Source organism: Flectobacillus rivi (assembly GCF_030056655.1).
Lineage (GTDB): Bacteria > Bacteroidota > Bacteroidia > Cytophagales > Spirosomataceae > Flectobacillus > Flectobacillus rivi.
In genome coordinates, this window is record NZ_JASHIE010000016.1 from 68,799 (window position 1) to 94,164 (window position 25,366).

16 protein-coding genes are annotated in these 25,366 nt (G+C 37.2%); 13 read left to right on the top strand and 3 right to left on the bottom strand.

What is annotated here, in order from left to right:
• Positions 1–181 precede the first annotated feature (181 nt).
• From QM481_RS20425 to QM481_RS20445, 5 genes are all read left to right on the top strand, one after another.
• On the top strand, positions 182–1,606 hold the full coding sequence (locus tag QM481_RS20425; RefSeq protein ID WP_166551984.1) for an NADP-dependent isocitrate dehydrogenase: 1,425 nt from the start codon (positions 182–184) through the stop codon (positions 1,604–1,606).
• Between the two features lie 437 nt (positions 1,607–2,043).
• Complete coding sequence (gene rbsK, locus QM481_RS20430) at positions 2,044–2,940, top strand: ribokinase (RefSeq protein ID WP_310589679.1); 897 nt, start codon at positions 2,044–2,046, stop codon at positions 2,938–2,940.
• A gap of 370 nt (positions 2,941–3,310) precedes the next feature.
• The gene (locus tag QM481_RS20435; protein WP_283383099.1) at positions 3,311–4,255 is read left to right on the top strand and encodes a nucleoside hydrolase; all 945 of its coding nucleotides are present in this window, start codon (positions 3,311–3,313) and stop codon (positions 4,253–4,255) included.
• Between the two features lie 157 nt (positions 4,256–4,412).
• Entirely contained in the window at positions 4,413–5,972 is a 1,560-nt protein-coding gene (locus tag QM481_RS20440) for an ADP-ribosylglycohydrolase family protein (RefSeq protein WP_283383100.1), read from the top strand.
• A 22-nt stretch (positions 5,973–5,994) separates the two neighbouring features.
• Positions 5,995–6,993 (top strand): GRP family sugar transporter, encoded by a 999-nt coding sequence (locus QM481_RS20445; protein ID WP_283383101.1) that lies wholly within the window; start codon positions 5,995–5,997, stop codon positions 6,991–6,993.
• A 75-nt stretch (positions 6,994–7,068) separates the two neighbouring features.
• Here the strand turns inward: QM481_RS20445 and QM481_RS20450 are convergent, their stop codons facing one another.
• Together QM481_RS20450 and QM481_RS20455 are read right to left on the bottom strand one after the other, a co-directional pair.
• Complete coding sequence (locus QM481_RS20450; RefSeq protein ID WP_283383102.1) at positions 7,069–7,932, bottom strand: DoxX family protein; 864 nt, start codon at positions 7,930–7,932, stop codon at positions 7,069–7,071.
• A gap of 77 nt (positions 7,933–8,009) precedes the next feature.
• Complete coding sequence (locus QM481_RS20455; protein ID WP_283383103.1) at positions 8,010–9,095, bottom strand: helix-turn-helix domain-containing protein; 1,086 nt, start codon at positions 9,093–9,095, stop codon at positions 8,010–8,012.
• A 470-nt stretch (positions 9,096–9,565) separates the two neighbouring features.
• On the opposite strand from QM481_RS20455, the gene QM481_RS20460 reads away from it, so the two are divergent.
• The 8 genes from QM481_RS20460 to QM481_RS20495 all read left to right on the top strand — a co-directional run bounded on the left by QM481_RS20460 (position 9,566) and on the right by QM481_RS20495 (position 23,712).
• Positions 9,566–9,997, top strand: a complete 432-nt coding sequence (locus QM481_RS20460) for a MarR family winged helix-turn-helix transcriptional regulator (RefSeq protein ID WP_283383104.1) — start codon at positions 9,566–9,568, stop codon at positions 9,995–9,997.
• Positions 9,998–10,067: 70 nt separating this feature from the next.
• Positions 10,068–11,399, top strand: coding sequence for a TolC family protein (locus QM481_RS20465; protein WP_283383105.1), 1,332 nt, complete (start codon positions 10,068–10,070; stop codon positions 11,397–11,399).
• Positions 11,400–11,411: 12 nt separating this feature from the next.
• Positions 11,412–12,464: an efflux RND transporter periplasmic adaptor subunit gene (locus QM481_RS20470; RefSeq protein ID WP_166551975.1), complete on the top strand. Its 1,053-nt coding sequence runs from the start codon at positions 11,412–11,414 to the stop codon at positions 12,462–12,464.
• 20 nt (positions 12,465–12,484) lie between these two features.
• Positions 12,485–15,586, top strand: coding sequence for an efflux RND transporter permease subunit (locus QM481_RS20475; protein WP_283383106.1), 3,102 nt, complete (start codon positions 12,485–12,487; stop codon positions 15,584–15,586).
• Positions 15,587–16,286: 700 nt separating this feature from the next.
• Entirely contained in the window at positions 16,287–19,091 is a 2,805-nt protein-coding gene (locus QM481_RS20480) for a TonB-dependent receptor (RefSeq protein ID WP_283383107.1), read from the top strand.
• Positions 19,092–19,181: 90 nt separating this feature from the next.
• Entirely contained in the window at positions 19,182–19,928 is a 747-nt protein-coding gene (locus QM481_RS20485) for a GLPGLI family protein (protein ID WP_283383108.1), read from the top strand.
• 187 nt (positions 19,929–20,115) lie between these two features.
• On the top strand, positions 20,116–22,929 hold the full coding sequence (locus QM481_RS20490) for a TonB-dependent receptor (RefSeq protein WP_283383109.1): 2,814 nt from the start codon (positions 20,116–20,118) through the stop codon (positions 22,927–22,929).
• Between the two features lie 45 nt (positions 22,930–22,974).
• Positions 22,975–23,712 (top strand): GLPGLI family protein, encoded by a 738-nt coding sequence (locus QM481_RS20495; RefSeq protein WP_283383110.1) that lies wholly within the window; start codon positions 22,975–22,977, stop codon positions 23,710–23,712.
• Positions 23,713–23,887: 175 nt separating this feature from the next.
• On the opposite strand, the gene QM481_RS20500 is transcribed toward QM481_RS20495, so the two are convergent.
• Positions 23,888–25,354 carry a Gfo/Idh/MocA family protein gene (locus QM481_RS20500; protein ID WP_283383111.1) on the bottom strand — a complete coding sequence of 489 codons (1,467 nt, stop codon included), beginning with the start codon at positions 25,352–25,354 and terminating at the stop codon, positions 23,888–23,890.
• Positions 25,355–25,366 lie beyond the last annotated feature (12 nt).

Here is a 25,366-nt window from a genome sequence, read left to right on the forward strand (position 1 = left end):
GTCAGTGATTGTTATTAATTATTTGAAAATTAATTACTTATAAATTAAATAATAAGTCAAATTATTCAATAGGAAGTATTATTATAAATTTTATTTATGTAAAACATTTTTAACATAAATAAAAACTTATGAAAATATTACTTCAATTTTGTGTCGTAAACAAAGCATAACACAAACACAGATGACAAAAATTACAGTTGCAAAAGGAGATGGTATCGGACCAGAGATTATGGATGCCACTTTAGAAATCATTCTTGCTGCAGGAGCAAAAATTGAAATCGAGACAATTGACATTGGTGAAAAGGTGTATTTGTCTGGTAATACTTCAGGTATTGCAAGAGAGTCGTGGGACATTATACGCCGAAACAAAGTCTTCTTAAAAGCGCCCATTACAACGCCACAAGGGGGAGGCTACAAGAGTCTTAACGTAACTACTCGTAAGTTTTTGGGCTTGTACGCTAACGTTCGCCCTTGTTTAAGTCTGCATCCGTTTGTGGATACCAAGCACCCTAAGATGGATATTGTGATTATCCGTGAAAATGAGGAAGATCTTTATGCAGGTATTGAGCACCAACAAACCGACGAAGTGGTACAGTGTCTTAAACTCATTAGTCGCCCAGGTTGTGAGAAAATCGTTCGCTATGCTTTTGAGTATGCCAAACATAACGGACGTAAAAAAGTAACTTGCTTTACAAAAGACAACATTATGAAGCAAACAGATGGATTGTTTCATAAGGTATTCGACGAAATAGCACAGGAGTATCCAGAAATTGAAAATGAACACTGGATTATCGATATTGGCGCAGCAAAAATGGCTGATACCCCTGAGGCTTTTGATGTAATTGTAGTACCAAACCTCTATGGAGATGTACTATCAGACATCGCTGCACAAATCGCAGGCTCAGTGGGCTTGGCTGGTTCGTCGAACATCGGTGAAGAATGTGCCATGTTTGAAGCCATTCACGGCTCTGCCCCACGAAGAGCTGGACAGAATGTTGCTAACCCATCTGGACTATTGCAAGGTGCCATCCTGATGTTACAACATATTGGTCAGATGGATATAGCCGAAAAGGTACAAAACGCATGGCTTAAAACCATCGAAGACGGTATTCATACTTACGATATCTATCAGGAGGGAACAAGTACTCAAAAAGTTGGAACAAAAGAATTTGCACAAGCTGTAATTGCAAACCTTGGTCAAAAACCAAAGCAGCTTCAAGCAGTTGAGTATGCGGAAGGAGCCCAAATGTACTTGCCGAAGTACGTGCGTAAAGCACCTGCCAAAAAGGAAATCGTTGGTGTAGATTTATTTGTACACTGGTCTGGCAGTCAAGCAGATGATTTGGCAGCACAAGTAAGCCAGTTGAATCATGCAGGATTAGAACTAAGTATGATTACCAATCGAGGAATCAAAGTTTGGCCTGAAGGATTTCCTGAAACATTTTGTACAGACCACTGGAGATGCAGATTTAAGGGACTTGGTTCAAGCGCGCAAATTCCAGCGTTGTTGGAGAAAGCCATTTCGCAAGGCATAGATGTCATTAAAACAGAAAACCTTTATGAGTTTGATGGCAAAGCCGCTTACTCACTAGGTCAAGGACAATAGTAAGTTGAACTAACCTGTTCATCCTATCTTGTATGAAAACGGATAGCTATCAGAAATTTTTTGATAGCTATTTTTTATGTATGAATGCTGAGTTGCGAATGTAAAACTCTAATTTTCAATACTTTTTATGCTAAATTAAAGTGATATTTAAAAATTGCACTCTCAATTAGCAGTGTACGAAGGATTATAAAAACTATTTATTTCCGAAATCTCCAATCTGAAATTGAAAGACTTAGCTATACGGTTATTTCAAGGCAAAATTTTCTCTCTATCAGTTTTTGATTTTCTGGCATATCGTCTACAGCTTAATATTTTATAAAAAAGACTTTTACTAATCTGCCAAAGTCTTGCAGCTAGTTACATATCATTTTTCTATCCACTGTGTTTTGATATTATTTTTAGATATTTTTGAATGTTTCAAATTTAAAAATAATCTGATGAAGAAAATTATTGTAGTTGGGAGCTCAAATACAGACATGGTCATCAAAGCAGAAAAACTTGCTACACCTGGTGAAACTGTCATTGGAGGAAAATTTTTGATGAATGCTGGTGGCAAAGGTGCTAACCAAGCAGTAGCTACCGCCCGACTAGGGTGCCCAACCGTGTTCGTTTGTAAAATAGGAGATGATATTTTTGGGCGACAAGCACACCAACAGTTTGTGCAAGAAGGTATCAACACCGATTTTGTGGTAGTCGATACCGAAAACCCCTCGGGAGTTGCTCTTATCAATGTGGATGCCAAAGGTGAAAATTGCATTACGGTAGCGCCGGGAGCAAATGCCCATTTGTCTATCGAGGATATCGAAAATGCGTCGAGTATTTTTGAACGAGATAATATTCTGCTGATACAACTAGAAACACCTATCCAAACAGTTGAATACACGATTCAAAAAGCCTATGAATATGGATTAAAAGTGATTCTGAATCCAGCCCCAGCGGCTCAACTTTCCTCATCCGTATTCCCATTTATTCATACCATTACGCCAAACGAAACCGAAGCAGAACTGCTTACTGGAGTAAAAGTTACGGATTTTGAAAGTGCTCAAAAAGCGGGACAAGTCTTTGCAGCACTAGGCGTTCAAAATATCATCATTACTTTGGGAGCAAAAGGAGCTTATCTGAAATCAGCTGATTTTGAAGGAATAATTGAAGCTCCTAAGGTTGAAGCCATAGATACTACAGCCGCTGGAGACTGTTTTAGTGGAGCCTTGGCAGTAGCGATTTATGAAGAAAAAATACTTTCAGAAGCTGTAAAGTTTGCTTGCAAAGCTGCCTCTATTGCCGTTACTCGCATGGGAGCACAAGCTTCTATGCCATCAAGAGTTGAAATGTAAGCAATAGGAGTTGTTAGTTAATAGTATATCGATTAATATAACGAGTTCATAATCAGAATAGTGATGCTAAATTAAGTATTAATGCAGAATAAGATTTAAGTTATGTGTTTAGGCACAAGGCAACAGGCACAAGGCACAGAGTGTTAAAATGTTTTTTATTACCCACAGCCATGCTTTTTCCAAAACCCACCGCCGAGAGCCGTTACCTGAAAGATCCAAGCATAATCTTAAATTTAATTTTGCCCACTAACTTAAGTTAGTAAATAAAATTCAACTATTTGGCTTTCGACAAAACATATCCGTAGTTACTAAAAAACATATTAAAACTCTTTGCCTAGTGTCTAAACACATAACTTAAATCCCATTTTCTATGAAACTAAAACTCACTATTGTGCTGACGCTCATGTCAATGATGCTGTTTGGACAAACTCGACAAAAAGTCATTTTTGATTGCGATTTGGGCGATGATATTGATGATGCCTTTGCCTTAGCCATGCTTCTAACCAATCAAGATAAATTGGATATTTTGGGCATTACTACATGCTACGGTCGTACCGATGACCGTGCCAAAGTGGCGCTCAAACTATTGTATGAGACTGGTCAAGACAAAATTCCTGTAGCCTTGGGACGTAATACTTCCAAAATTGACGAGCGTGCCAACTGGTATGCAGAACAATTTTACTGGGCTAAGGATTTCAACAAATTAAAACCTATTCAACAATCTGCTACAGATTTTATCATCGAAAACCTCAAAAAATATCCGAATGAGGTCATCATTATTTCGGTTGGTCCAGTAACGAATATGGCAGACGTCATCGACAAAGACCCCAAAGCCTTGAAATTAGCCAAGAAAATCTATGCGATGTTTGGGTCATTCTATATTGGCTACAACACCTATCCAAGTATCGATGCCGAATGGAATGTAAAAGTGGATATTCCTGCTGCTAAGAAGTTTGTCAATTCAGGTGCCAATATAGTTTATGCGGGATTGGACGTAACTGCTATGGTAAAACTTGAGAAAACCAAGCGAGATTTATTATTGATGCGACAGTCTGTTTTGACAAATGCCTTGTCGGGTTTGTATGTGCTATGGGGCAACGAAACGCCAACGCTGTTTGACCCTGTAGCGATTGGTATGATGCTGTACCCCGAACTTTTCAAGACTAAAAAAGTCAATATTGCAGTCGATAACGAAGGCTTTACCCGAATAAACGAAAATCAAGTTCCTAATGCCGAAGTGGGTGTTTCGATTGATTCCAATGAGTTTATCAACCGAATAATGAAAAGCTTTTTATATCAAAATTTAGAACGTTAAGTATTGAGCTATGAGCACTTAGTAAAACAGTTTTTAAGTAATAGAGTAAAATAACTGTCAAAGAATTTTAATAAAATATTGATTTTTCAAAATTCACAACTCACAACTCAGCACTCATTCATAATCTTATCCTTTTATTAATCAACTATTTAACTTTATGAAAAAAACATTTCTATTAATTCTATTTTTGACCAATACATTATTGGCGCAACAAAAAACACTTACCTTGAGCAAAACACAGCTCAAGGATAAAATCAAAGGAGGTTGGGCTGGTCAAACTATTGGCGTAACCTTTGGAGGACCCGTTGAGTTTAAGTACAATGGCACCATCATCAATGAATATCAGCCTATACAATGGTATGATGGCTATTTGAAAAACACTATGCTCAACAATCCAGGTTTGTATGATGATTTATATATGGACTTGACTTTTGTGGATGTTTTTGAGAAAGAAGGGCTTGATGCTCCAGTTGAGTCACATGCCAAGGCTTATGCCAATGCTGGCTATGCACTTTGGCACGCAAATCAAGCGGGAAGATATAATATTTTGCATGGAATGATGCCTCCTGCCTCTGGTCATTGGGTCAATAATCCACATGCAGATTGTATTGATTATCAGATAGAATGCGATTTTGCAGGACTTATGTCACCTGCTATGCCAAATGCTGCCTCAAAAATTTCTGATAAAATTGGACATATCATGAACTATGGTGATGGGTATTTTGGTGGCGTGTATTTAGGTGCGTGTTATACTTTGGCATTTACTTCAACCGATATAAAATACATTGTTTCGGAAGCACTTAAGACTATTCCCAAAGAAAGTAATTATTACAAATGTATAGCTGACATAATCAAATGGCATCAAATGTATCCAAATGATTGGAAAAAGACATGGTATTTACTCCAAGACAAATGGACACAAGATATTGGATGCCCTGATGGTGTATTTGCGCCATTCAATATCGATGCGACTATCAACTCGGCGTATGTGGTTTTAGGTTTACTTTATGGCAATGGAGATTTTTCCCAAACAATGGAAATTACGACCCGTTGCGGTCAAGATGCAGACTGCAATCCTTCATCAGCAGGAGGAATACTTGGAACAGTATTAGGTTATGACAAAATTCCAGCTTATTGGAAAATGGGTTTGAAAGAGGCTGAAGATATTGATTTTAAATACACAACTATTTCATTGGCAGATGTGTATGAAATCGGTACCAAACACGCATTGTTGAATATTGAACGTAATGGTGGGAAAGTCTTAGAAGATAAAGTGATTATTCCGATTCAAACTCCTATGCCAGTCAAAATGGAAAAAAGCTTTGATGGGACTTATCCAATTGATAAACAGTTTGTTAATAAATATTTGAAAGATGAATATACCTTTGATTTTGAAGGAACAGGTTTTGTAGTAAAGGGAGAAACGGCTAAATGGATGTCAGAAAGCACTTTTAACTTTCAGGTAGAATTATATTTAGATGGCAATAAAATAGAGACTGTAGCCTTGCCAACTAGCTTTAAAGAACGTCGTCATGAGTTGTTTTGGAAATATTTGCTACCAAAGGGAAAACATACCGTCAAGCTGAAAATGCTTAACCCATCTGAGGAGCATGAATGCCGTATCACCGAAGTGTTGATTTATGGTGATAGTCCAAATAACGATTCCAATCAGACTATTTATCGTTTTGGACAGAGAAAACCAGCTGCAAAAAAGTAATAACCACAACCGTATCAAATTTATGTTTATCATCGAAAACTATACCACTGCGGTGGTTTTTTGTATCGTAACTATGTTATGCTGGGGCTCATGGGCCAATACCCAAAAGTTAGCTTCGTCCAATTGGCGTTTTGAGCTTTTCTATTGGGATTATGTTATCGGAATACTCATTACTTCCTTATTATTTGCCTTTACGCTCGGAAGTATGGGCGAAGGAGGAAGAGGTTTTTTAGTAGATATACAACAAGCTGATACTGTCAATATTTATTCAGCGATTATAGGTGGTATCGTATTCAATTTGGCTAATATCCTGTTAGGAGCAGCTATTTCTATTGCAGGGATGTCGGTTGCCTTTCCTGTGGGAATAGGTTTGGCATTGGTAGTCGGCGTGATTGTGAATTATATCGATGCCCCTATTGGTAATTCAACTTTTATTTTTGCGGGGGTAGCGCTTATTGTAATTGCTATTTTGCTCAATGCTAATGCCTATCGAAAAATGCTTGCAGGCAATACGGCTTCTGTATCAAGCAAAGGACTTGCTCTTTCGGTTATTAGTGGGTTGTTGATGGGACTATTTTATAAATACGTCGCCAATTCCATGTTCCCTGATTTTACACATCCAATAGAGGGAAAATTAAGTCCTTATACGGCTGTGGTATTTTTTGCGGTAGGTATCTTCTTGAGTAATTTTGTTTTCAATACATTTTTAATGAAAAAACCCTTTGTAGGAGCACCTGTAAGCTATTCAGATTATTTCAAGGGCACAAGCCAGAGTCATCTTATGGGTATTGTTGGCGGTAGTATTTGGTGCATCGGAATGTCATTCAATATCATCGCTTCAGGTACGGCTGGGCCTGCTATTTCGTATGGTTTGGGACAAGGAGCTACCATTGTAGCTGCTATCTGGGGTATTTATATCTGGAAAGAATTCAAAAATGCTCCTCAAGGTACCAATACTTTACTTAATATCATGTTGTTGTGCTATATCCTTGGCTTGGGATTATTGATTTCTGCCAAGTGATGATCTATTTTCTACTAGAGTGCGAATTCATTCGCACTCTAGTAGAAAATAAACCTTTTTGTCAACAACTAACATTTACTTTTTCTTATCATCTTTTGCCACATCATACATAGCTTTATAAACGGTATTTGTGGTTTTATTATCTAACGAAATATATCTATTCCCTTGGTCTTTTAGTTCGATTTCACCGTTTAGTACAAATTTTATTTTGGTAAAGTTAAAACCCGTGTTGACTTTAAATTGAGCGGTATAGATAGAATCTTTAATTATCTCCTTCATCGCTAAATCGGTATCCCAACTAAGAGGAGCATCATTTCCTCGAACTCCCATCGTTTTAACACTTGTTTTATGTGGCAAAGTTACTTGTACTGTTACTGTATGAGTTTTTGTATCTTGAACTCCTGCCATCAGTAATACCAAGACAATTGGTAATAAACTAAACATTCCAATCTTGAAATTCTGTTTTTGATAAATCAAATGATCGATGCCAAAGCGTCCGCTTCCTAAAATAAGATGAAACATACTTACCCACAGAATCCCCAAAGCTGGCATCATTGACCATAGCCCATTGTCCCACTGCTGACAGATTGCCGCCACAAGCATGGTACATGCCATCAAAAATGAAAATAGGCGAGTTTGAAAACCAAGTATAAAGGCCATTCCACCGATACCTTCACTAAAAGCGCCCATGTAGGCTAGAAAAACAGAGAATGTTTTGAAAATACCCCCATACGCTGCAACATCGCTGGGAAACCAGAATACCACTTCAAATAAACCAAGATTAATCTCAGCAGGAGTCCAAGGCAAACCAAATTTGGAGGCGCCAAAATCTGAAGTGAGCCAATATCCACAGATGATTCTTGGGATACTAATGAATACGTCTTGCCACCAGCGAGGCATAGTGATTGGGCGAAATAAGAGGTCGAATAGCTTTTGCATAAAATGTTTTTTTTCGTCAAAAGTAGCTCTAGCTGGATACCTCAATCGCTTCAAATTATGATTTGAAACCTATTTTATTAAAGAAAATGCTGTTGAATGTATTCTACAGGGGTAAAATTGGTAACTTTTTTAAAAGCACGGTTAAAAGTTGCTTTGCTATTAAAACCACAATCGTATGCGATGCTCAACAACGTTTGTTTTTTATGAAGCCCTTTTTCTATTTCACCTATCACAATGTTGATACGATACTGATTGATTAAATCATTAAAGTTTTGACCAAAACCTTTATTAATTACTTTACTCAAAATCGAAGCATTGGTATTGAGTTGTTTTGACAGCTCAACCAAGGTAAGTTCAGGATTCAGAAAAACTTGTTCTTGTTCTAAAACTGAGAGGAGCGATTCTTTGATTGTTAACAAGTCATCACTTAGCTCTTGAGTTGTGGTGTTTTCAGCAATTGGAATAGAGATATATTCTGTGTCGATGGTATCAGACGCAGCCCAATAGGTTTCGTCTGTAGATAAGAGATTGGTTCGAAACAACAACTTACTTTCGACGGCATTGCTATAACTCAAAATTGCAATGTAATAGCAGCAAATAGCATAGCATAAAAAGTACCACCATGTATTAATATAGTTCATATCCCAAATAAGCCCCAATATCGCTACGACGCCCCTAATGAATAGCAAAGTGATACAAGCAAAAAAGAATCTCGGCAACCATGGATACAAATAGGCCGTTGTGTTACTCAAAACTTGGTTAATACTTTTTACATACAATTGATGGTATCTAAATCCCATAACCAAATAAACCGACATACTGACAAATCCCAAAAGCTGATACCATGGATCAAAGTCAGGGTCTTGTCCACTGGCAAGAAAACCATAATCATGAATGATGAATTTATCATAAATCACGATGATAGCACTGTACACCAAATATAGAATGGCAGGGATGAAATGCAATAACATGCTACGGTTTAGTCTCAACGCAGGATTCAGTAGACTTTGTGTATAAAAAAATAGCACTGGTCCTAACAGAAATAAGTGTTGAAAAGGAGTGTAAAATAGGAAATCTCTATAAGGTTGTGTGTCATACCAACCAGCAAATCCAACCATCCAAGGCGTGAAATATAGGGTGCTTAACAACAGAAATAAGCTCATCCAAAAACTGGAAAGTTGCTGAGTTTTGATATATTTTATCAAAAACAAAAGACTGTACACCAACAAGTGAATGAAAAAAACTAATAAAAATGAGCTATAAAAGCTGTATGAAAATAACATTATTATCTATTTATTAGGTTGATACCTTTCAATTCCTATCTATTATTTACGAAGATATTTTATTCTGATGTGCTCCCCAACTTTCATCCTCGATTCTTCGATAAAGTTTGTTGTTCTTCCCAAGTCCAATATCTCATATCCGAAATGGGTGATTCTTCAAATCCTTTGTGCAGTGCCAATTCTTGACTTAGAAATACACTTTCATGCTTTTTGCGCCTGATTTTCTGCCAGTTAACGTGCTTTTTTTACTTTTCATCAAATTTCTTTGGAGAATTCATTTTCATACTCTAATTTTGAATCGTTGATTTTGTCAACTATTTTAAAAATCAACTTTTTTAAAGTCAACGATAATGGAAGTACAACGTAATTCATTTAGATACCTATTTGCTGATACAGTCAAAGCATTGTTCAAGCAATCGGCTCGTGAATTGGCCAATGCAGGTATTCAAATTTTGCCTGAGCAACATTTTTTATTACACCTTATTGCTTCAAAAGAAGAAACAATTCAATCGGATTTGGCCGAAATGATTCATAAGGACAAATCAGCGGTTATGCGTCATATCGACCAGTTGGAAGCAATGGGTTATTTGATTCGTGTAAACGACACTACCGACCGTCGCAAAAAACACTTAGTCATTACCGAAGCTGGAAAAGATATTATGAAACAGTGTCAAGAAGTAATCGATGTGGTGACCGAAAGAAATTTGGTAGGTATTACAGAAGAAGAACTTGAGGTATTCACTAAAGTTCTTATCAAATTAAAACAAAATTCAGAAAAATAATTTTTTTGCTCAAATAGTTGACAAAATCAACTATTGAAAGTTCAACAATATTAAAATCAACTACTCTTTTATGAAAACAATACCATATTACCTAGCACTGTTAGGATGTTGGCTTTCGCTGAGTGCCAATGCACAGCAACGTTTGACTTTAAAATCGAGTGTAGATTATGCGCTCAAAAATCATGTGAGTAACACCGTTTACGAAAATGAAATAGCCCTAGCCAAACAAAAATCAGTAGAAGCATTGGCGGGTTATTTACCTCAAGTAAATGGTACAGTCACATTTGACGATAACCTCAAGCGCCAAATTACTGTAATTCCTGCGGGAGCATTTTCTCCTACTGAAATTAGATTACAGTTTGGTAATCAGTATAATACGATGGGGACAGTTCAACTCGACCAAGTGATTTATGACAAGTCGATGTTAGTGGGTATCAAAGCTGCCGAACCCAACAACCAGCTTTCAGTCTTTAAAAAAGAACAAAACCAAGAACAGCTGATTTACAATACGGTAAGTGCGTATTTTCAAGTATTAGTTATCAAAGAACAAGAAAAACTAACGCTTGAGAACGAAAAGAAATATAAAGACTTGTTGGAGATTTTGGCACTTCGTTTAGAGAAAGGCGTCATCAAAAAAACTGAGTATGACCGTACCAAAGCAAGCTTGAACAATATTGTTGCCCAAAAATCAATTCTACAAGTAAACAAGCAAATCGCTTTAAACCGTCTCAAAAATGCCATTGGTATGCCTGTTACAGAAGATGTAGTGGATGTTGAATCTTTGAATTATGAGGGAATGGCGTTGGGAGAAAAAGATAATGGTTTTGAAATAGGTAACCTGCTAGACCTCAAAATTCAGAATGCCAATGCTTCGCTTTTATCTTTTGACGTAAAGCGCAAAGAAGCTGCTTTCTTGCCAACGGTTTCGATGTATGCCCGTTATGGTGGACAAAGTTTTGGAAACGAATTTGGTCCTTCATTTGGTAAATGGTTTGATTTCTCGACTATTGGTTTAAAAGTAAATATCCCAATGTTTAGTGGATACCGCAAAAGTAGCCAACTCAAGCAAGCCGAAATTTCACTATTAAACGCCAAGGCTAATTATAAGTTGATGAGTGATAATCTCTCGATGCTATATCATAACTCTTCGGCTCAATTACAAAAGTCTCAATCGGACTTAGGCATCAACCGTGAAAACCTCACTTTTGCCAAAACTGTCTTAGAAAGTACAACGGTAGAATACGAAAAGGGAGTGGCAACATTATCAGATTTGCTCAATTCTGATTACTCGTTCAAAGAAGCACAAAGCAATTACATGACTTCGTTGATCAATGTGCTGAGTTCGAGATTGGAATATGAAAAATCAAAAGGGTCTTTAAAAAGCTATATCAATCAATTTTAATCAAAAATATCAATGAAAAAGTCAGTAATCACACTATCCATTATTGCTCTGGTAGGATTAATTGGATTTACGCTATATAAAAACAAAAAGAAAATTGAAGCAAACAAGGTAGTGGTAGACCGCACGGCATTGCCAGTGGCTGTTTCGACTTATCAAGTAAGCTATCAAGAATTGGCTGGTGATGTAAGTCTTCCTGCTAACATCGAATTGACTAACGAAGCAACTGTTACAAGTGCTATTCAAGGTAAAATCGAAACCTTGGGTATTGAGGTTGGTTCACGTGTACGCAAAGGACAGGTAATCGGTACTTTAGATTCAAAAATCAAACAAATCAATTTGAAAGCCAATCAGTTGACGCTTGACAAATTAGAAAAGGATTTGAAGCGTAATGCCGATTTGTTCAAAGGAAATGCAGGTACAGAAGTGAGCGTAACCAACTCAAAATATGATGTTGAAAATACACGCATTCAAATCGAATTGACCAAACAACAAATCGCAGATGGTAATATTATTTCACCGATTAGTGGTGTGATTACTTCTCGAAAATTGATGGCTGGTGAATATGCAAACCCTGGTAATGTTATCGCTACTATCGTGGATGATGTGAATTTGAAAGCAGTGGTTTATGTCAATGAAAAAGATGTTTATCAACTAAAAATTGGTCAATCGGCGCGAATTACTACCGATGTTTTTCCGAATAAGGCATTTGTAGGTAAAGTAAAATTCATTTCTCCAAAAGGTGACGAAAACCACAACTATCGTGTAGAATTGACCCTGACAGGCAACAGCCTTCGTGCGGGTACGTACGTGATGGTCAACTTTGATTTAGGACGTAAAGGAAGCGTTTTGCAAATTCCAAAATTGGCTTTGGCAGAAGGTATCAAAAATCCTTATGTGTATGTTGTCCAAGACGGAAAGGCTATTGTTCAAAAAGTAACATTAGGTCGTGAAATTGGCGAAAACATTGAGGTTATTTCTGGTTTACAGCAAGGTCAAGAGGTCGTTACAAGTGGTCAAATCAACTTGACTAACGGGACTAAAATTACAAAAACGTCTAATCAATAACAGCTAACTATCATAAGAATATGTCAGTTACCGAATTATCTATAAAACGACCCTTATTGATTACCGTAATTTTTGTAACGCTAATTTTATTCGGGTTTGTCAGCTATAAACAGCTTAATTATAACCTTTTGCCCAAATTTGAGGCAAATGTGATTATGGTTCAAACGATGTACCGTGGAGCCTCATCGGATGAAATACAAAATGTTGTCACCAAACCTATCGAAGAAGCCGTTTCGGCTATCGAGGGTATCGATAAAATGTCATCGCAGTCAATGGAAGGTCTTTCTTTGATTACGATTCAATTAAAATCTGGTGTGAATACCCTAGATGCGCAGCGCGATGCCGAAAGAAAGATTAACCAAATCAAGTCTACACTTCCCGACGATGCCGACGATCCAGTGGTAAACCGTTATAATACGGACGAAATACCTGTATTACGTATTAGTGCTTCAGCCAACTTGTCGGAGCCTGCCTTGTATGATTTGATTGACCAAAAAATCAAACCTCAAATCGCCAATGTAGCGGGTGTAGGTACGGTACGATTGATTGGTGGTAGCGAAAGAGAAATTCAAGTAAATCTTGATAATGACAAATTGCAGGCATATAGTATCTCGTCGGCGCAAGTCAATCAAATGATTGCCAACAGCAATATGTCTTACCCTGCGGGTAGTGTACTAAATAATGATAATCGTACTTCAATCCGTTTGGATGCCAAATTGGTTAAAGTAGAGGAGCTACGTAGATTGATTATTCGCCAAAATGCCGATGGTAGTCGTGTCCTATTGTCTGATTTAGGTACTATTACCGATGCGCAAACAGAACCAACAACCATCAACCGTAACAATGGTAGAGCAGGTATTGGTATCGAAATCGTAAAACAAGCCGATGCTAATGCCGTAAATGTAAGCAAGTTTGTAAAAGCGAAACTAATTGACATTAAAAAACAATATGCTTCTCAGAAGTTTGATTACGAAATTGCCAATGACCAATCGGTCTATACTTTGGCTTCTGCTGATGCTGTAGTACATGACCTTTTCTTGGCAATTGTGATTGTGGGGGCTGTAATGCTATTTTTCTTACATAGTTTCCGTAGCTCCTTGTTTGTATTGGTAGCGATTCCTTCGGCTATGATTCCAACATTTATCTTGATGTATGTGTTTGGTTTCTCGCTCAACTTGATGACTTTGATGGGGCTTTCATTAGTTGTAGGTATTTTGGTTGATGATAGTATTGTGGTTTTAGAAAACATTTACCGACATCTCGAAATGGGTAAAGGTAAAATAGAATCAGCCCTTGAAGGTCGTCAGGAAATTGGGTTTACAGCAATCGCTATCACCTTGGTGGACGTTGTGGTATTCTTGCCTTTATCAATGAGTGGCGGTTTGATTGGTAATATCTTGAGAGAATTTTCATTGGTGGTAGTATTTTCAACGCTAATGAGTTTGTTTGTGTCATTCACCTTGACGCCTTTGTTGGCTTCACGATGGGGGAAAGTAGAAATACTAAGCAAATCAAGCTTGTGGGGACGTATCAATTTAGGCTTTGAAAGCTTTTTGGATGGTGTTAAAGAAGAGTATGGTAAAATCTTAGTATGGTCTTTAAATCACAAACGTTGGGTTTTGATTGCCATTTTAATCTTGTTTGTGGGTGCATTTTCACTATTACCTGCTGGTTTTATTGGATCATCTTTTGCTGGAAATGGCGACCGTGGCGAATTAACTATTCAATTAGAGTTATCACCACAAACGCCTTTGTCACAAACTAACTTGGTAACTAAGCAAATCGAGCAAATGATTTTGCAAAAACCAGAAGTAGAAAAGGTATTTGCCAATGTGGGTACTCAAACAGGTGCTATGGGCTCAGGTGGTAGCAATAGTAATATTTCCGAAATAGCTGTAACCTTAGTCCCTAAAGAAAAACGTAAGGTTTCGTCAGAGGTTTTTGGTACACAATTGCGTGACGAAATCAACAAAATTCCTGGCGTAAAGGTAGTAATTCGTTTGACAGGACTTACAGGGAATAGCGAAGCGCCTATCCAGATTGCTATCAAAGGCGTTGATATGAATGATATTCAACAAGTTGCGAATCAAGTAAAAGAAATTGTTCGCACAACCCCTGGAACAGACTATGTGGAGTTTTCGACTAAAAGTTTGAAATCGGAAATCTCTGTACAACTTGACCGTGAAAAAATTGCTAACCTTGGTTTGAGTGTTCCCGAAGTTGGTGGAGCAATTCAATTAGCATTTAGAGGTAACGATCAATCTAAGTTCAGACAGTCAGGCGAAGAATATCCCATTAATATTACCTTAGATAAATCCGACAAACGTTCTATCGAAAACGTTCGTGATTTGACTTTGCGCAATAGTCGTGGAGCTATCATCAAACTCAAAGATGTTGCAACAGTAACAGAGGTAGTTGGACAATCGGTATTGGAGCGTTCTGACCGTATGAACTCTATCAAGGTAACAGCATCCGCCGTGGGTCGTCCAACTGGTACAATCGTGGCAGATATTCAGAAAAAGGTAGATAAATTAAAATTGCCACAAGGACTAACGATTGAGTATTTAGGCGAGATTCAACGTCAGAAAGATGCCTTTGGTAGCCTTGGATTTGCTTTCTTGCTAGGTGTAATTTTGGTATATCTCATTATGGTGGCTTTGTACGAAAGTGTGGTATATCCCTTTGTAGTATTATTTTCAATTCCTGTGGCTTTGATTGGTGCGCTATTAGCTCTTGCTTTGACGATGGAATCTCTGACTATCTTCGCTATTGTCGGCTTGATCATGTTGTTGGGGCTAGTGGCCAAAAATGGTATTTTGATTGTAGACTTTACCAATCACTTGAAAGAGACAGGATTATCTGTAAAAGAAGCATTGATTGAGGCAGGTAAAGAACGTTTACGTCCAATCTTGATGACGACTATTGCCATGATTACAGGTATGTTGCCTATTGCCATAGCAAGTGGCGCTGGTGCAGAAGTAAAAAATGGTATGGCATGGGTTATTATTGGTGGCTTAACCAGCTCGCTCCTATTAACTCTCTTGCTTGTACCTTGTATGTATATGATTATAGAATCTTTGAAAAATAGAATTCTTCGTCGCAAAGCAGCAAAAACTGCTTAAGACCATAATTTTTAACTTGGTATTTCGTTTAAACCGCAGAGAAGCTTTTTCTGCGGTTTATTTTTTAACTATAGTTTTCTACCGAAAAATATAATTCCCAAGAATTTCAGCCCATATTTTAAGCCTTTCATCCCATTCCTTCCTTACAATTTTTTGATAAAATATATCTTGCACGCAATGCCTAATAGTAAGTTTATTCAGGCTATTAGTGTAATGTCCTAATTAATTTTTCATGAACCAATGATTTAAACTATTTTTTTAGTTAATTAGCTAAACTTTTAGTTAAAAATTCTTAAATTCATAAGGACTCTTGTGAACTTCCTATAAATTTGAAAATCATTGTTGAAATAGGCACAGAGGCAACAGGCACAAAGGCACAGAGTGATTTTATGTTTTAAAGTGATAAGTTGTTTACAAAATACATTTTGCTGAAAGCCGAAAGCTCAAAGCCGAAACCCATATAGGTACAGAGGCACTGAGTGATTTTATGTTTTATAGTGATAAGTTGCTGAAAGCCGATACCCGAAAGCTGAACCCCATATATACACCGCTCCATAAACCATATACGTAGTCGTGCAGAATTAAGTTGAAGAAATTAATGAGATAAAATATGAGTAATCATAAAAATTACACTCAAAACTCATCATTCATAATTCAGCACTCCTATTTACCTCCAAGAAAATCTAAAATTCAAAATTCTATGAACAAATCTTTAGTTCTATTAATTGCTTTATTTTTTACATGTACCAACCTCTTTGCCCAAAATCCTGCTCGTGTGACCATTCGTGGTGTTGTGCAAGATACAAGTGCTATGACACTTACAGGCGCAACAGTCATGCTTCTTCAACCCAAAGACTCGTCATTGGTGAACTTTGCTAGAGCAAATGACAAAGGTTCCTTCGAATTCAGAAATGTAAAAAATGCTTCGTATTTGCTCAAAATCTCCTACGTGGGATTTTTGCCTTACCAACAAAAACTCAAAGAGTTTCCCAACGATGTCAATGACCTCGGTCCTATCAAAATCAAGCCGATCGCCAAAGAACTTCTTGAAGTAGTAGTAAAAACAGCCAAAGCGCCACTTAGTATCAAAGGTGATACGGTCGAGTATAACGCTGCGTCGTTCAAGGTTCCGCCTGGTTCTTCAGTAGAAGACCTCCTGCGCCGTCTCCCAGGTATCGAAGTAGATGCCAGTGGAAATATCAAAGCCCAAGGAAAAGATGTAAAACGGGTATTGGTTGACGGAAAAACTTTCTTTGGTGACGACCCCAAAGCTGCTACCAAAAACCTAGGCGCTGAAACGATTTCTAAGGTACAAGTTTATAATGGTAAGTCTGACCAAGCACTTTTAACTGGTGCTGACGATGGAAAAAAAGAAAAAACCATTAACCTAGAACTGAAAGACGAATTTAAGAAAGGTGCTTTCGGAAAAATTACAGCCGCTATTGGTACTTCTGATCGTGGCGTTTTAAGAGGAAACTATAATCGTTTCAACAAAAAAGAACAATTCTCTGTGTTAGGTTATGCCAATAACATTAACGAAACGGGTGTAAACTGGAGTGATTATGGTGAATTTAAAGGAAATAACTCTTTTAATTCCAACGATAATGGAGATTTTGGCTTCGGAAATGGCAATAGATTCTATTATATGGAAGGCGATTATCTGAACAATTTTGACGGAAAAGGCTTTACAAACAACTTTGGTACTGGTGTCAACTACAACTACACTCACCAAAAGACAAAGTTTAGTTCAAGTTATTTCTATAACCAAACTAAGTTAAACCTCGACCAATATCAAAGTACGAAAACTTTCCTCCAAAACTCCAATTTTACAACGCTTGATACCAACAATACTGTTAGTTTTAGAAACTCACATAGCGTAGCTGCTCGTTTGGAACAAATGTTGGATTCCTCGAATACCATTATTGCTAAAACAAATTTACGTTTCAGCGGGAGCAATAGTTCTGTTAACCAAGTTCAGCAGTATTTAAATAACTCTGAAGATGTTCAGAACCGTATCAATATGAACAATGGCTCTAATCTGAATGCCTATAACTTCAATTTCACGGCTATTTATCGCCATAAGTTCAAGAAAAAAGGAAGAACATTTGCAGCCAGTAGCACTTTAAGCACTTCATCGACTGATGGAACAGATAATATTCGCTCGTTGACACGCTTCTTTAACGCAACCAACGTCAACGACCAAATTCGTGCGATTTCTCAGCTCAACCAAAATGCCAATACTACTACGATGATTAAAGCAGGGGTAAATTACTTAGAGCCCCTTTCTAAAAAAGTCTATTGGGAAAGTTTCTATAACTTCAACAACAGCGGTCAAAATGTAGGACGTGACGCATTCAATGGTAATTTGGAATCACAACGTTATGATAGTTTGAGTACCTATTATCAAAATCAAATTACCTACAATCGTGTGGGTTCAGGTTTGAGATTTTCAAATGACGGAATCAACTTATCATTCGGATTAGCAGTATTACAATATGACTTGGATGGCAAGGTATATCCTCAAAAAGGAAAACCTCTTACAGCAAATATCAGTAAGCAATATCAAGCCTTGACTCCAAATTTCTCTGCCAATATCGAGTTCAAAAATAATGCTTACATGGGCTTTAATTATACGCTCAACGTTGAAGCCCCAAGTATAACAGATTTACAGCCAGTGGTTCAGAACAATAACCCATTTTATATCACTTCGGGTAATCAGGACTTATTGCCAGCCAAAAACCACGAGTTAAGTTTTGATATTTCTAAGTTTGACCCTGCAACTTTTGCCAGTATTGGTATTTGGTCTTCGTACCGCTATTACTTGAGTCAAATAGTTTATAGCCAAACTGTAGACGCTAATTTGGTGACAAGAACTCGCCCTGAAAATATGTCAGGAGGTAAAAACTTTAACGTTGGTATGTATTCAAGTTTCCCAATCATCAAAACTAAATGGACGATGAATCTATCGGGAAATATTAACACTTCTAATACACCAACCATTGTCAATACCGTTGTGAATCAAACCAACAATAAAAATTACACGATTAATGCGGGCTTTAGTATTACACCAAGTGAGAAGCTAATCATGAACATCGAAGGAAATCTTGGATTCAACAATATTTCTTACACGATTGAAAATAATCAAAACCAAAATATCCGTACCAAGGGCTTATCAACGTCTGTAAAATGGAATTTTGCTAAAAAGACCTTCTTCGAAACTAGTTTTGATTATAACAGCTATCGCAACGACCGTTTTGGATTTGACCAAGAGATACCTATTCTTAACTGCTCGGTAAGAAGATTATTCATGAAAGAAAACCGTATGGAAGTACGTTTGGCAGCATTTGATATTTTCAACAAACGTCAATCTATTGTACAAACGGGCTACCTCAATACCGTAAGCAACCAACAGGCACTGACTTTGGCTCGTTACTTTATGTTGAGCTTGACTTATAACCTTAAAGGTCACTCAGACAAACTCAAGAAAAACGGAGGATTCTTTTAATGAAACGTAAAGGCAAAAGAGGTTGATACTCTTTTGCCTTTTGCCAACTTACAGAGAATCTATTCTTACAAACAGAAAACTATTATTTCGATGAAAAAAATATTCCTTTTAGCACTACTATATATCGCTTATTTTACCTCTTTCGGACAAAACAACGAAGGGGTTGTTTATTTTACGAGAACGACCTATTGGACAAAACTTAACTCTACCTTGACTTATTTGAGTAAGCAAGAAAAAGAAAGAATGTCTTATATGTTTGGTGGAAAAGACGATTGGGCTAATTACACCCTTCTCTATTTCAATGATAATGAATCCAAATATGTCAATTCTGAAGAGAAAAACGATCAATCAGAAGGATATGCTTGGCGCAAAGAGGCGTATAGTATTGGTCGTAATTTTACTAAAAATACGATGACGGATGTCATTGAAATGTTAGGTAAAACTTATATCGTAGAGGATAGTCTAAAACTTCCTGAATGGAAAATTTTGAATGACTTGAAAGAAGTCGCTGGGCACATTTGTATGAAAGCTCAGGTAGAAGATCCTATCAAAAGTCAAAAAATTACGGCTTGGTTCGCACAAGACCTCCCATCGCAGGCAGGGCCTGAAAGACTTTGGGGATTGCCAGGAATGATTTTAGAACTAGATATCAACGACGGTGCGGTAACTGTTGTAGCTTCAAAAATTGAATTCAAAAAAGTAGACAAAGAACTTGAACCTCCCAAAAAACTCAAGGGTAAAAAAATCACTGACGCTGAATATCAGGGCATGATTGATAAGTTTATCAAGGAAAAAATCAAAGAGGAAATAAATCCGTTTTGGGTGATAAGATATTAGTCTTCGCTTCCTTCAAACATCCTGATTAGCGATTTTTTATCATTTATTAACCTATTATAAGCTACTTTAAATTTTTTATTGCTAATAGATAAGTATATCTACGAAAAACTCGTAGATATACTTATCTTTGTTCTATCAAGGAAACAAGATGTTTTCTTTACCTCCATTAAATCTAAAAATCAGACCTATGAATCGAATTCTAGTCCTATTAAGTGTGCTGTTGATGCTCGCCATAACACGACTTTATGCACAAAACCCTACTCGTATAAGTATTAAAGGTATTGTTCAAGATACCAACTCGGCTGTATTGGCAGATGCTACAGTAATGTTACTTTCACCTTCAGATTCCTCCTTAGTTAATTTTGGTAATGCCAACGAAAAAGGAGTTTTCGAATTTCGAAATGTTAAAAACATTCCCTATCTCCTCAAAATTTCTTACGTTGGTTTTTTACCTTATCAGCAACACCTCACTCCTAGCCCAACAGCTATAAACGATTTGGGCTTTATCAAAATCAAACCCATCTCGCAAGAATTACTCGAAATTGTGGTCAAAACTGCCAAAGCTCCCTTGAGTATCAAAGGCGATACTATCGAATATAATGCGGCTTCATTTAAAGTACCACCAGGTTCAACGGTTGAAGATTTATTGCGTAAACTGCCTGGTATAGAAGTGGATGGAAGTGGAAACATTAAGGCGCAAGGAAATGATGTCAAAAAAGTAACCGTCGATGGCAAAACCTTTTTTGGCGATGACCCAAAAGCTGCCACCAAAAATCTAGGCGCAGAGACCATCTCGAAAATTCAGGTGTTTAATCGTAAATCAGACCAAGCCACTATTACTGGTGTAGACGATGGTAGCAAGGAAAAAACCATCAATTTGGAGTTGAAAGAAAACTTCAAAAAAGGAGAATTTGGTAAAATTACAGGCGCCATTGGTACCTCAGACCGAGGAGTTTTGAGAGGAAATTATAACCGTTTCAACAAAAAAGAACAGTTCTCTGTCATTGGATATGCTAATAATATCAACGAAACGGGTGTCAACTGGAGTGACTATGGCGAGTTTAAAGGAAATAATACCTTCAGTAGTTTTGATAATGGAGATTTTGGCTTTGGAAGTGGTGGAGACGCCTTTTTTATTGGTGGAGACGATGATTTATTGAGTAGTTTCAATGGAAAAGGTTTTACCAATAATTTGGGTGGCGGTGTCAACTACAATTATACACATGACAAAACCAAGCTGAGTACCAGCTATGTGTATAATCAAACTAAATTGAATTTGGATCAAAATCAGAACAAAAGAACCTTCCTTCAAAATGGTTCTTTCAGTACTTTGGATACCAGTTCAACAGTAAGTTTTAGAGCTAACCACTCCATCAGTGGACGCTGGGAGCAAATGCTTGACTCGACAAATACTTTGATTACCAAAGCAAATTTACGTTTTAGTAATTCGAATAGCGCTGTGGGTACTCGTCAAGAGTACATCAACAATAATGATGCTTTACAAAACCGTATTAATCTCAACAATAGCTCAAACCTGAATGCTTATAATCTAAATGGTACTGCTATTTTCCGTCATAAATTCAAAAAGGTTGGACGTGTATTTGCTGCTAGTAGCTCATTTGTAAGATCAACTACCGATGGAACAGATAATATTCGTTCATTAACACAGTTCTTCGAAGCTAGCAATCCCAACGACCAAATTCGTGCAATAGCTCAACTTAATCAAAATGCTAACCGAACACTGACATTAAAAGCGGGTTTGAATTATTTGGAACCTCTTTCGAAGCGTTTCTTTTGGGAAAACTTTTATAACTTTTCAAATAACCAACAAAATGTTGGTCGCGATGCCTATAATGGTCTTATCGAAACTCAACGATATGATAGTTTGAGTACTTATTATGAAAACCGAATTACTTATAATCGAATCGGAACGGGTTTGCGTTTTAATAAGAAAGGGATTAATCTATCGCTTGGTGTAGCAGCATTGAGATACGACTTGTCAGGAAAAGTATATCCTACCGAAGGTGGAAATTTGACAACTCAGATTTCTAAACAATACGATGCTATTGTGCCAAATTTTACAGCAACCTTCAATCCACAACAAAGTACCTACATTCGATTTGGTTATGGAATAAATGTCAATGCACCAAGTATTAGTGCTTTGCAGCCTGTTATTCAAAACACCAACCCTTTTTATATCACAGAGGGAAATCAAAACTTAAATCCAACCAAATCACATGATGTAAACTTGAGTATTTCACGTTTTAATCAAAGCAACTTTACCAGTATCAATCTCTGGATGAATTACAATTACTATCTTAATCAAGTGGTTTATAATCAAACTGTTGATGCTAATTTGGTAACACGTACTCGTCCCGAAAATATGTCTGGTGCCGAGTCGTTTAGAACTACTTTATATTCTAGTTTCCCCATTATTAAAACTAAATGGACTACCAACCTAAGCGCAAACTACACCTTTTCAACAACACCCACGTTGGTAAACTCTGTATTAAATACTACCAACAGTAATGCTTATGGAGCCAGCATCGGTTTTAGTATTACCCCAAGCGATAAAATATTTGTGACTTTAGGCGGAAATTATTCAATTAACAATATTCAATATTCTATCGAAACCCGTCAAAATCAGAATATTATTAGCAAAGGATTGAATATTGATGCCAAATGGAGCTTTATCAAGAAAACCTTCCTAGAAAGTAGTTTCAACTATACAGGTTACGAAAACGATCGATTTAACTTTTCTCAAAACATCCCCATTTTAAATGTTTCAGTACGTCGCTTATTGATGAAAGATAACCGTTTGGAAGCACGTTTGGCAGCATTTGATGTATTTAATAAGCGTCAAGCTATCACCCAAACGGGTTCTCAAAACTTTGTAACTTATCAGCAAGCATTTACTCTTGCTAGATACTTTATGTTGAGTTTGACTTACAACGTACGAGGACATGATGCTAAATTGAAAAAGAATAATAATATGTTTTAGGTAAAATATTTCTCTATCTGGTTAGATATTATAGACACAAATTATATGAAAAAAATGACCTTAATTATTCTTTTGCTCGCCTTTGGAGTTTGGGCAAAAGCTCAAAAAAACGAAGGTGAAGTTACTTTCAAGCGAACGACTTCATGGACAAAAATGAATGACCAAATGACCTTTTTGAGTAAACAGCAAAAAGAAAAAAATGCCTATATGTTTGGGAATATTGACATTAGTACTCAAACCTATACGTTATTTTTTAGTCCTAAAGGTTCGAAATATGAGGAAAAGGAAGAAAATACCAATGGATATTCTTGGCGGAAAGAGCAGTTTATCATTTATAGAGACTTCGAAAATGAAACTCTCACAGATGTGATTGATTTTCTTGGGAAAACCTACGTTGTTGAAGATAGTCTAGAACGCCCTCAATGGAAAATTTTGAACGATATAAAGGATGTTGCGGGGCATATTTGTATGAAGGCGCAAATCAAAGACCCTATCAAAAATCAAGTAATTGTGGCGTGGTTTGCACAGGATATTAAGGCAAAAGCTGGACCTGAAAGACTTTGGGGCTTGCCAGGGCTCATACTCGAATTAGATATTAATAATGGCGCCTGTGTGATTTCAGCCTCCAAAATAGAGTTTAAAAAACTTACAACAGAATTAGATTTACCCAAAAAAATTAAAGGAAGCAAAATCAAAGAAGTGGGATATCAGCAAATGATAGAAAAGCATGTGAAGGAAAAATTCAAAGAAGAAGTAAACCCATTTTGGTCAATTAGATACTAAGCATGAGTGCTGAGTTACGAGTTTTGAATGCTGAATAATTTTTTGATTCGCTTAATTCATGAAAAGGCTAAAAAGCAAAACGGAGGTGATGTCACCTCCGTTTTTTTATCAGATTACAATTATTGTACTCGGTTTATTAAAATCATGAGTTACTAGTTCAAGATTTAGCTGTTTCCTACACATCTACTACTTTCCAACCCTCACGATAGGTACGACCCACAAATTGGTTGGCATCGTCGAAGTTAGTAATCTTCATGTCCTCACCGTTCCACAATAACTTGTTGCGACCGTAGAAGTCAAGTCCACCTTTTTCGTTTTTCTTGCGCAACATATAACTACGAATCGCCAAATTACCCATCAATACTGTTTCTGTAAGCGGACCAGAATAATCAAATGATGACGATAGTTCTTTATGCTCTTTACTTGCAAAACCTGCTTTACAAGCGTTCGTCCAACTTACTTGGTGACCATATTCTGGTAACTTGATGTCGTTAGCCAATTTTGGCGTATCGATAACTTCGCCATTATTCAAATAAATTTTAGGGTTGTTACCATACATACCAATAGTCATGATACCTTTAGTCCCTGTCAAAATAATACCATTAGCACCGCCATCATCACTAATTGGTGTGTTAGCAGGAATCAAATCTGGGTGCATAGGACGAATACCACCGTCCATCCAAATCATTTTCACAGCAGACTTATTTTTCTTAGTTGCTGGGAATTTAATTTCTACGTGTGAAGACGGAGGACAACCTTCAGGAATATACTCAGGAGTCCAATCTTTGATAAACACCGCCCCTACGCTACATTCTACTTCGGTTGGATAGCTTAATCCCAAAATACGGAATGCCGAATCAATGGTATGACAACCAATATCTCCCAAAGCGCCAGTACCAAAGTTCCACCAACCTCTCCATTTGAATGGATGGTACAACGGATGATAATCAACCCATTGAGCAGGACCAACCCAAACATCCCAATCAGCAGGAGACATCGACTCCACCAAAGCAGGCTTATCTGTAGGCACAGGAATTCCTTGTGGCCAAACTGGGCGATTAGTCCAAATATTTACGGTATGAACTGTACCTATTTTGCCATCATCAAACCATTTGCTAGCTATTTGTTGAAGCGGGTTTGACGAACCTTGGTTACCCATTTGAGTTACTACTTTGTACTTTCTTGCTGCTTTGGTAAGCATACGAGCCTCAGCAATGTTATGTGTCAAAGGCTTTTGAACGTACACGTGCTTACCCATTTGCATACAAGCCATAGCTGCATAAGCATGAAAGTGGTCTGGTGTAGAGATCGTTACAGCATCAATATCAGACTTCATTTGGTCTAACATTACTCTAAAATCTCTGAATTTCTTGGCATTCGGGAATTTTTCGAAGGCAGTTTTGGCTCTCGCCCAATCCACATCACAAAGTGCCACTACATTTGAAGCACCATTGTTATAAGCGTTAATAATATCCGATTGACCTTTACCTCCAGCACCGATAGCAGCAATATTGAGTTTGTCACTTGGAGCAATAAATCCCTTGCCTAACACATGGCGAGGAACTATGAAGAAACTTCCTACAGCCGCCGCAGCGCCTTTTTTAAGGAAATCTCTTCTTGAATTTTGTAAGTTTTCTGACATAGTAAAATTGAG

Excerpts from the sequence above, each read along its gene's own strand:
- QM481_RS20425 (WP_166551984.1), top strand. The coding sequence starts at position 182 with ATGACAAAAATTACAGTTGCAAAAGGAGATGGTATCGGACCAGAGATT.
- rbsK (WP_310589679.1), top strand. The coding sequence starts at position 2,044 with ATGAAGAAAATTATTGTAGTTGGGAGCTCAAATACAGACATGGTCATC.
- QM481_RS20435 (WP_283383099.1), top strand. The coding sequence starts at position 3,311 with ATGAAACTAAAACTCACTATTGTGCTGACGCTCATGTCAATGATGCTG.
- QM481_RS20440 (WP_283383100.1), top strand. The coding sequence starts at position 4,413 with ATGAAAAAAACATTTCTATTAATTCTATTTTTGACCAATACATTATTG.
- QM481_RS20445 (WP_283383101.1), top strand. The coding sequence starts at position 5,995 with ATGTTTATCATCGAAAACTATACCACTGCGGTGGTTTTTTGTATCGTA.
- QM481_RS20450 (WP_283383102.1), bottom strand. The coding sequence starts at position 7,932 with ATGCAAAAGCTATTCGACCTCTTATTTCGCCCAATCACTATGCCTCGC.
- QM481_RS20455 (WP_283383103.1), bottom strand. The coding sequence starts at position 9,095 with ATGAGCTTATTTCTGTTGTTAAGCACCCTATATTTCACGCCTTGGATG.
- QM481_RS20460 (WP_283383104.1), top strand. The coding sequence starts at position 9,566 with ATGGAAGTACAACGTAATTCATTTAGATACCTATTTGCTGATACAGTC.
- QM481_RS20465 (WP_283383105.1), top strand. The coding sequence starts at position 10,068 with ATGAAAACAATACCATATTACCTAGCACTGTTAGGATGTTGGCTTTCG.
- QM481_RS20470 (WP_166551975.1), top strand. The coding sequence starts at position 11,412 with ATGAAAAAGTCAGTAATCACACTATCCATTATTGCTCTGGTAGGATTA.
- QM481_RS20475 (WP_283383106.1), top strand. The coding sequence starts at position 12,485 with ATGTCAGTTACCGAATTATCTATAAAACGACCCTTATTGATTACCGTA.
- QM481_RS20480 (WP_283383107.1), top strand. The coding sequence starts at position 16,287 with ATGAACAAATCTTTAGTTCTATTAATTGCTTTATTTTTTACATGTACC.
- QM481_RS20485 (WP_283383108.1), top strand. The coding sequence starts at position 19,182 with ATGAAAAAAATATTCCTTTTAGCACTACTATATATCGCTTATTTTACC.
- QM481_RS20490 (WP_283383109.1), top strand. The coding sequence starts at position 20,116 with ATGAATCGAATTCTAGTCCTATTAAGTGTGCTGTTGATGCTCGCCATA.
- QM481_RS20495 (WP_283383110.1), top strand. The coding sequence starts at position 22,975 with ATGAAAAAAATGACCTTAATTATTCTTTTGCTCGCCTTTGGAGTTTGG.
- QM481_RS20500 (WP_283383111.1), bottom strand. The coding sequence starts at position 25,354 with ATGTCAGAAAACTTACAAAATTCAAGAAGAGATTTCCTTAAAAAAGGC.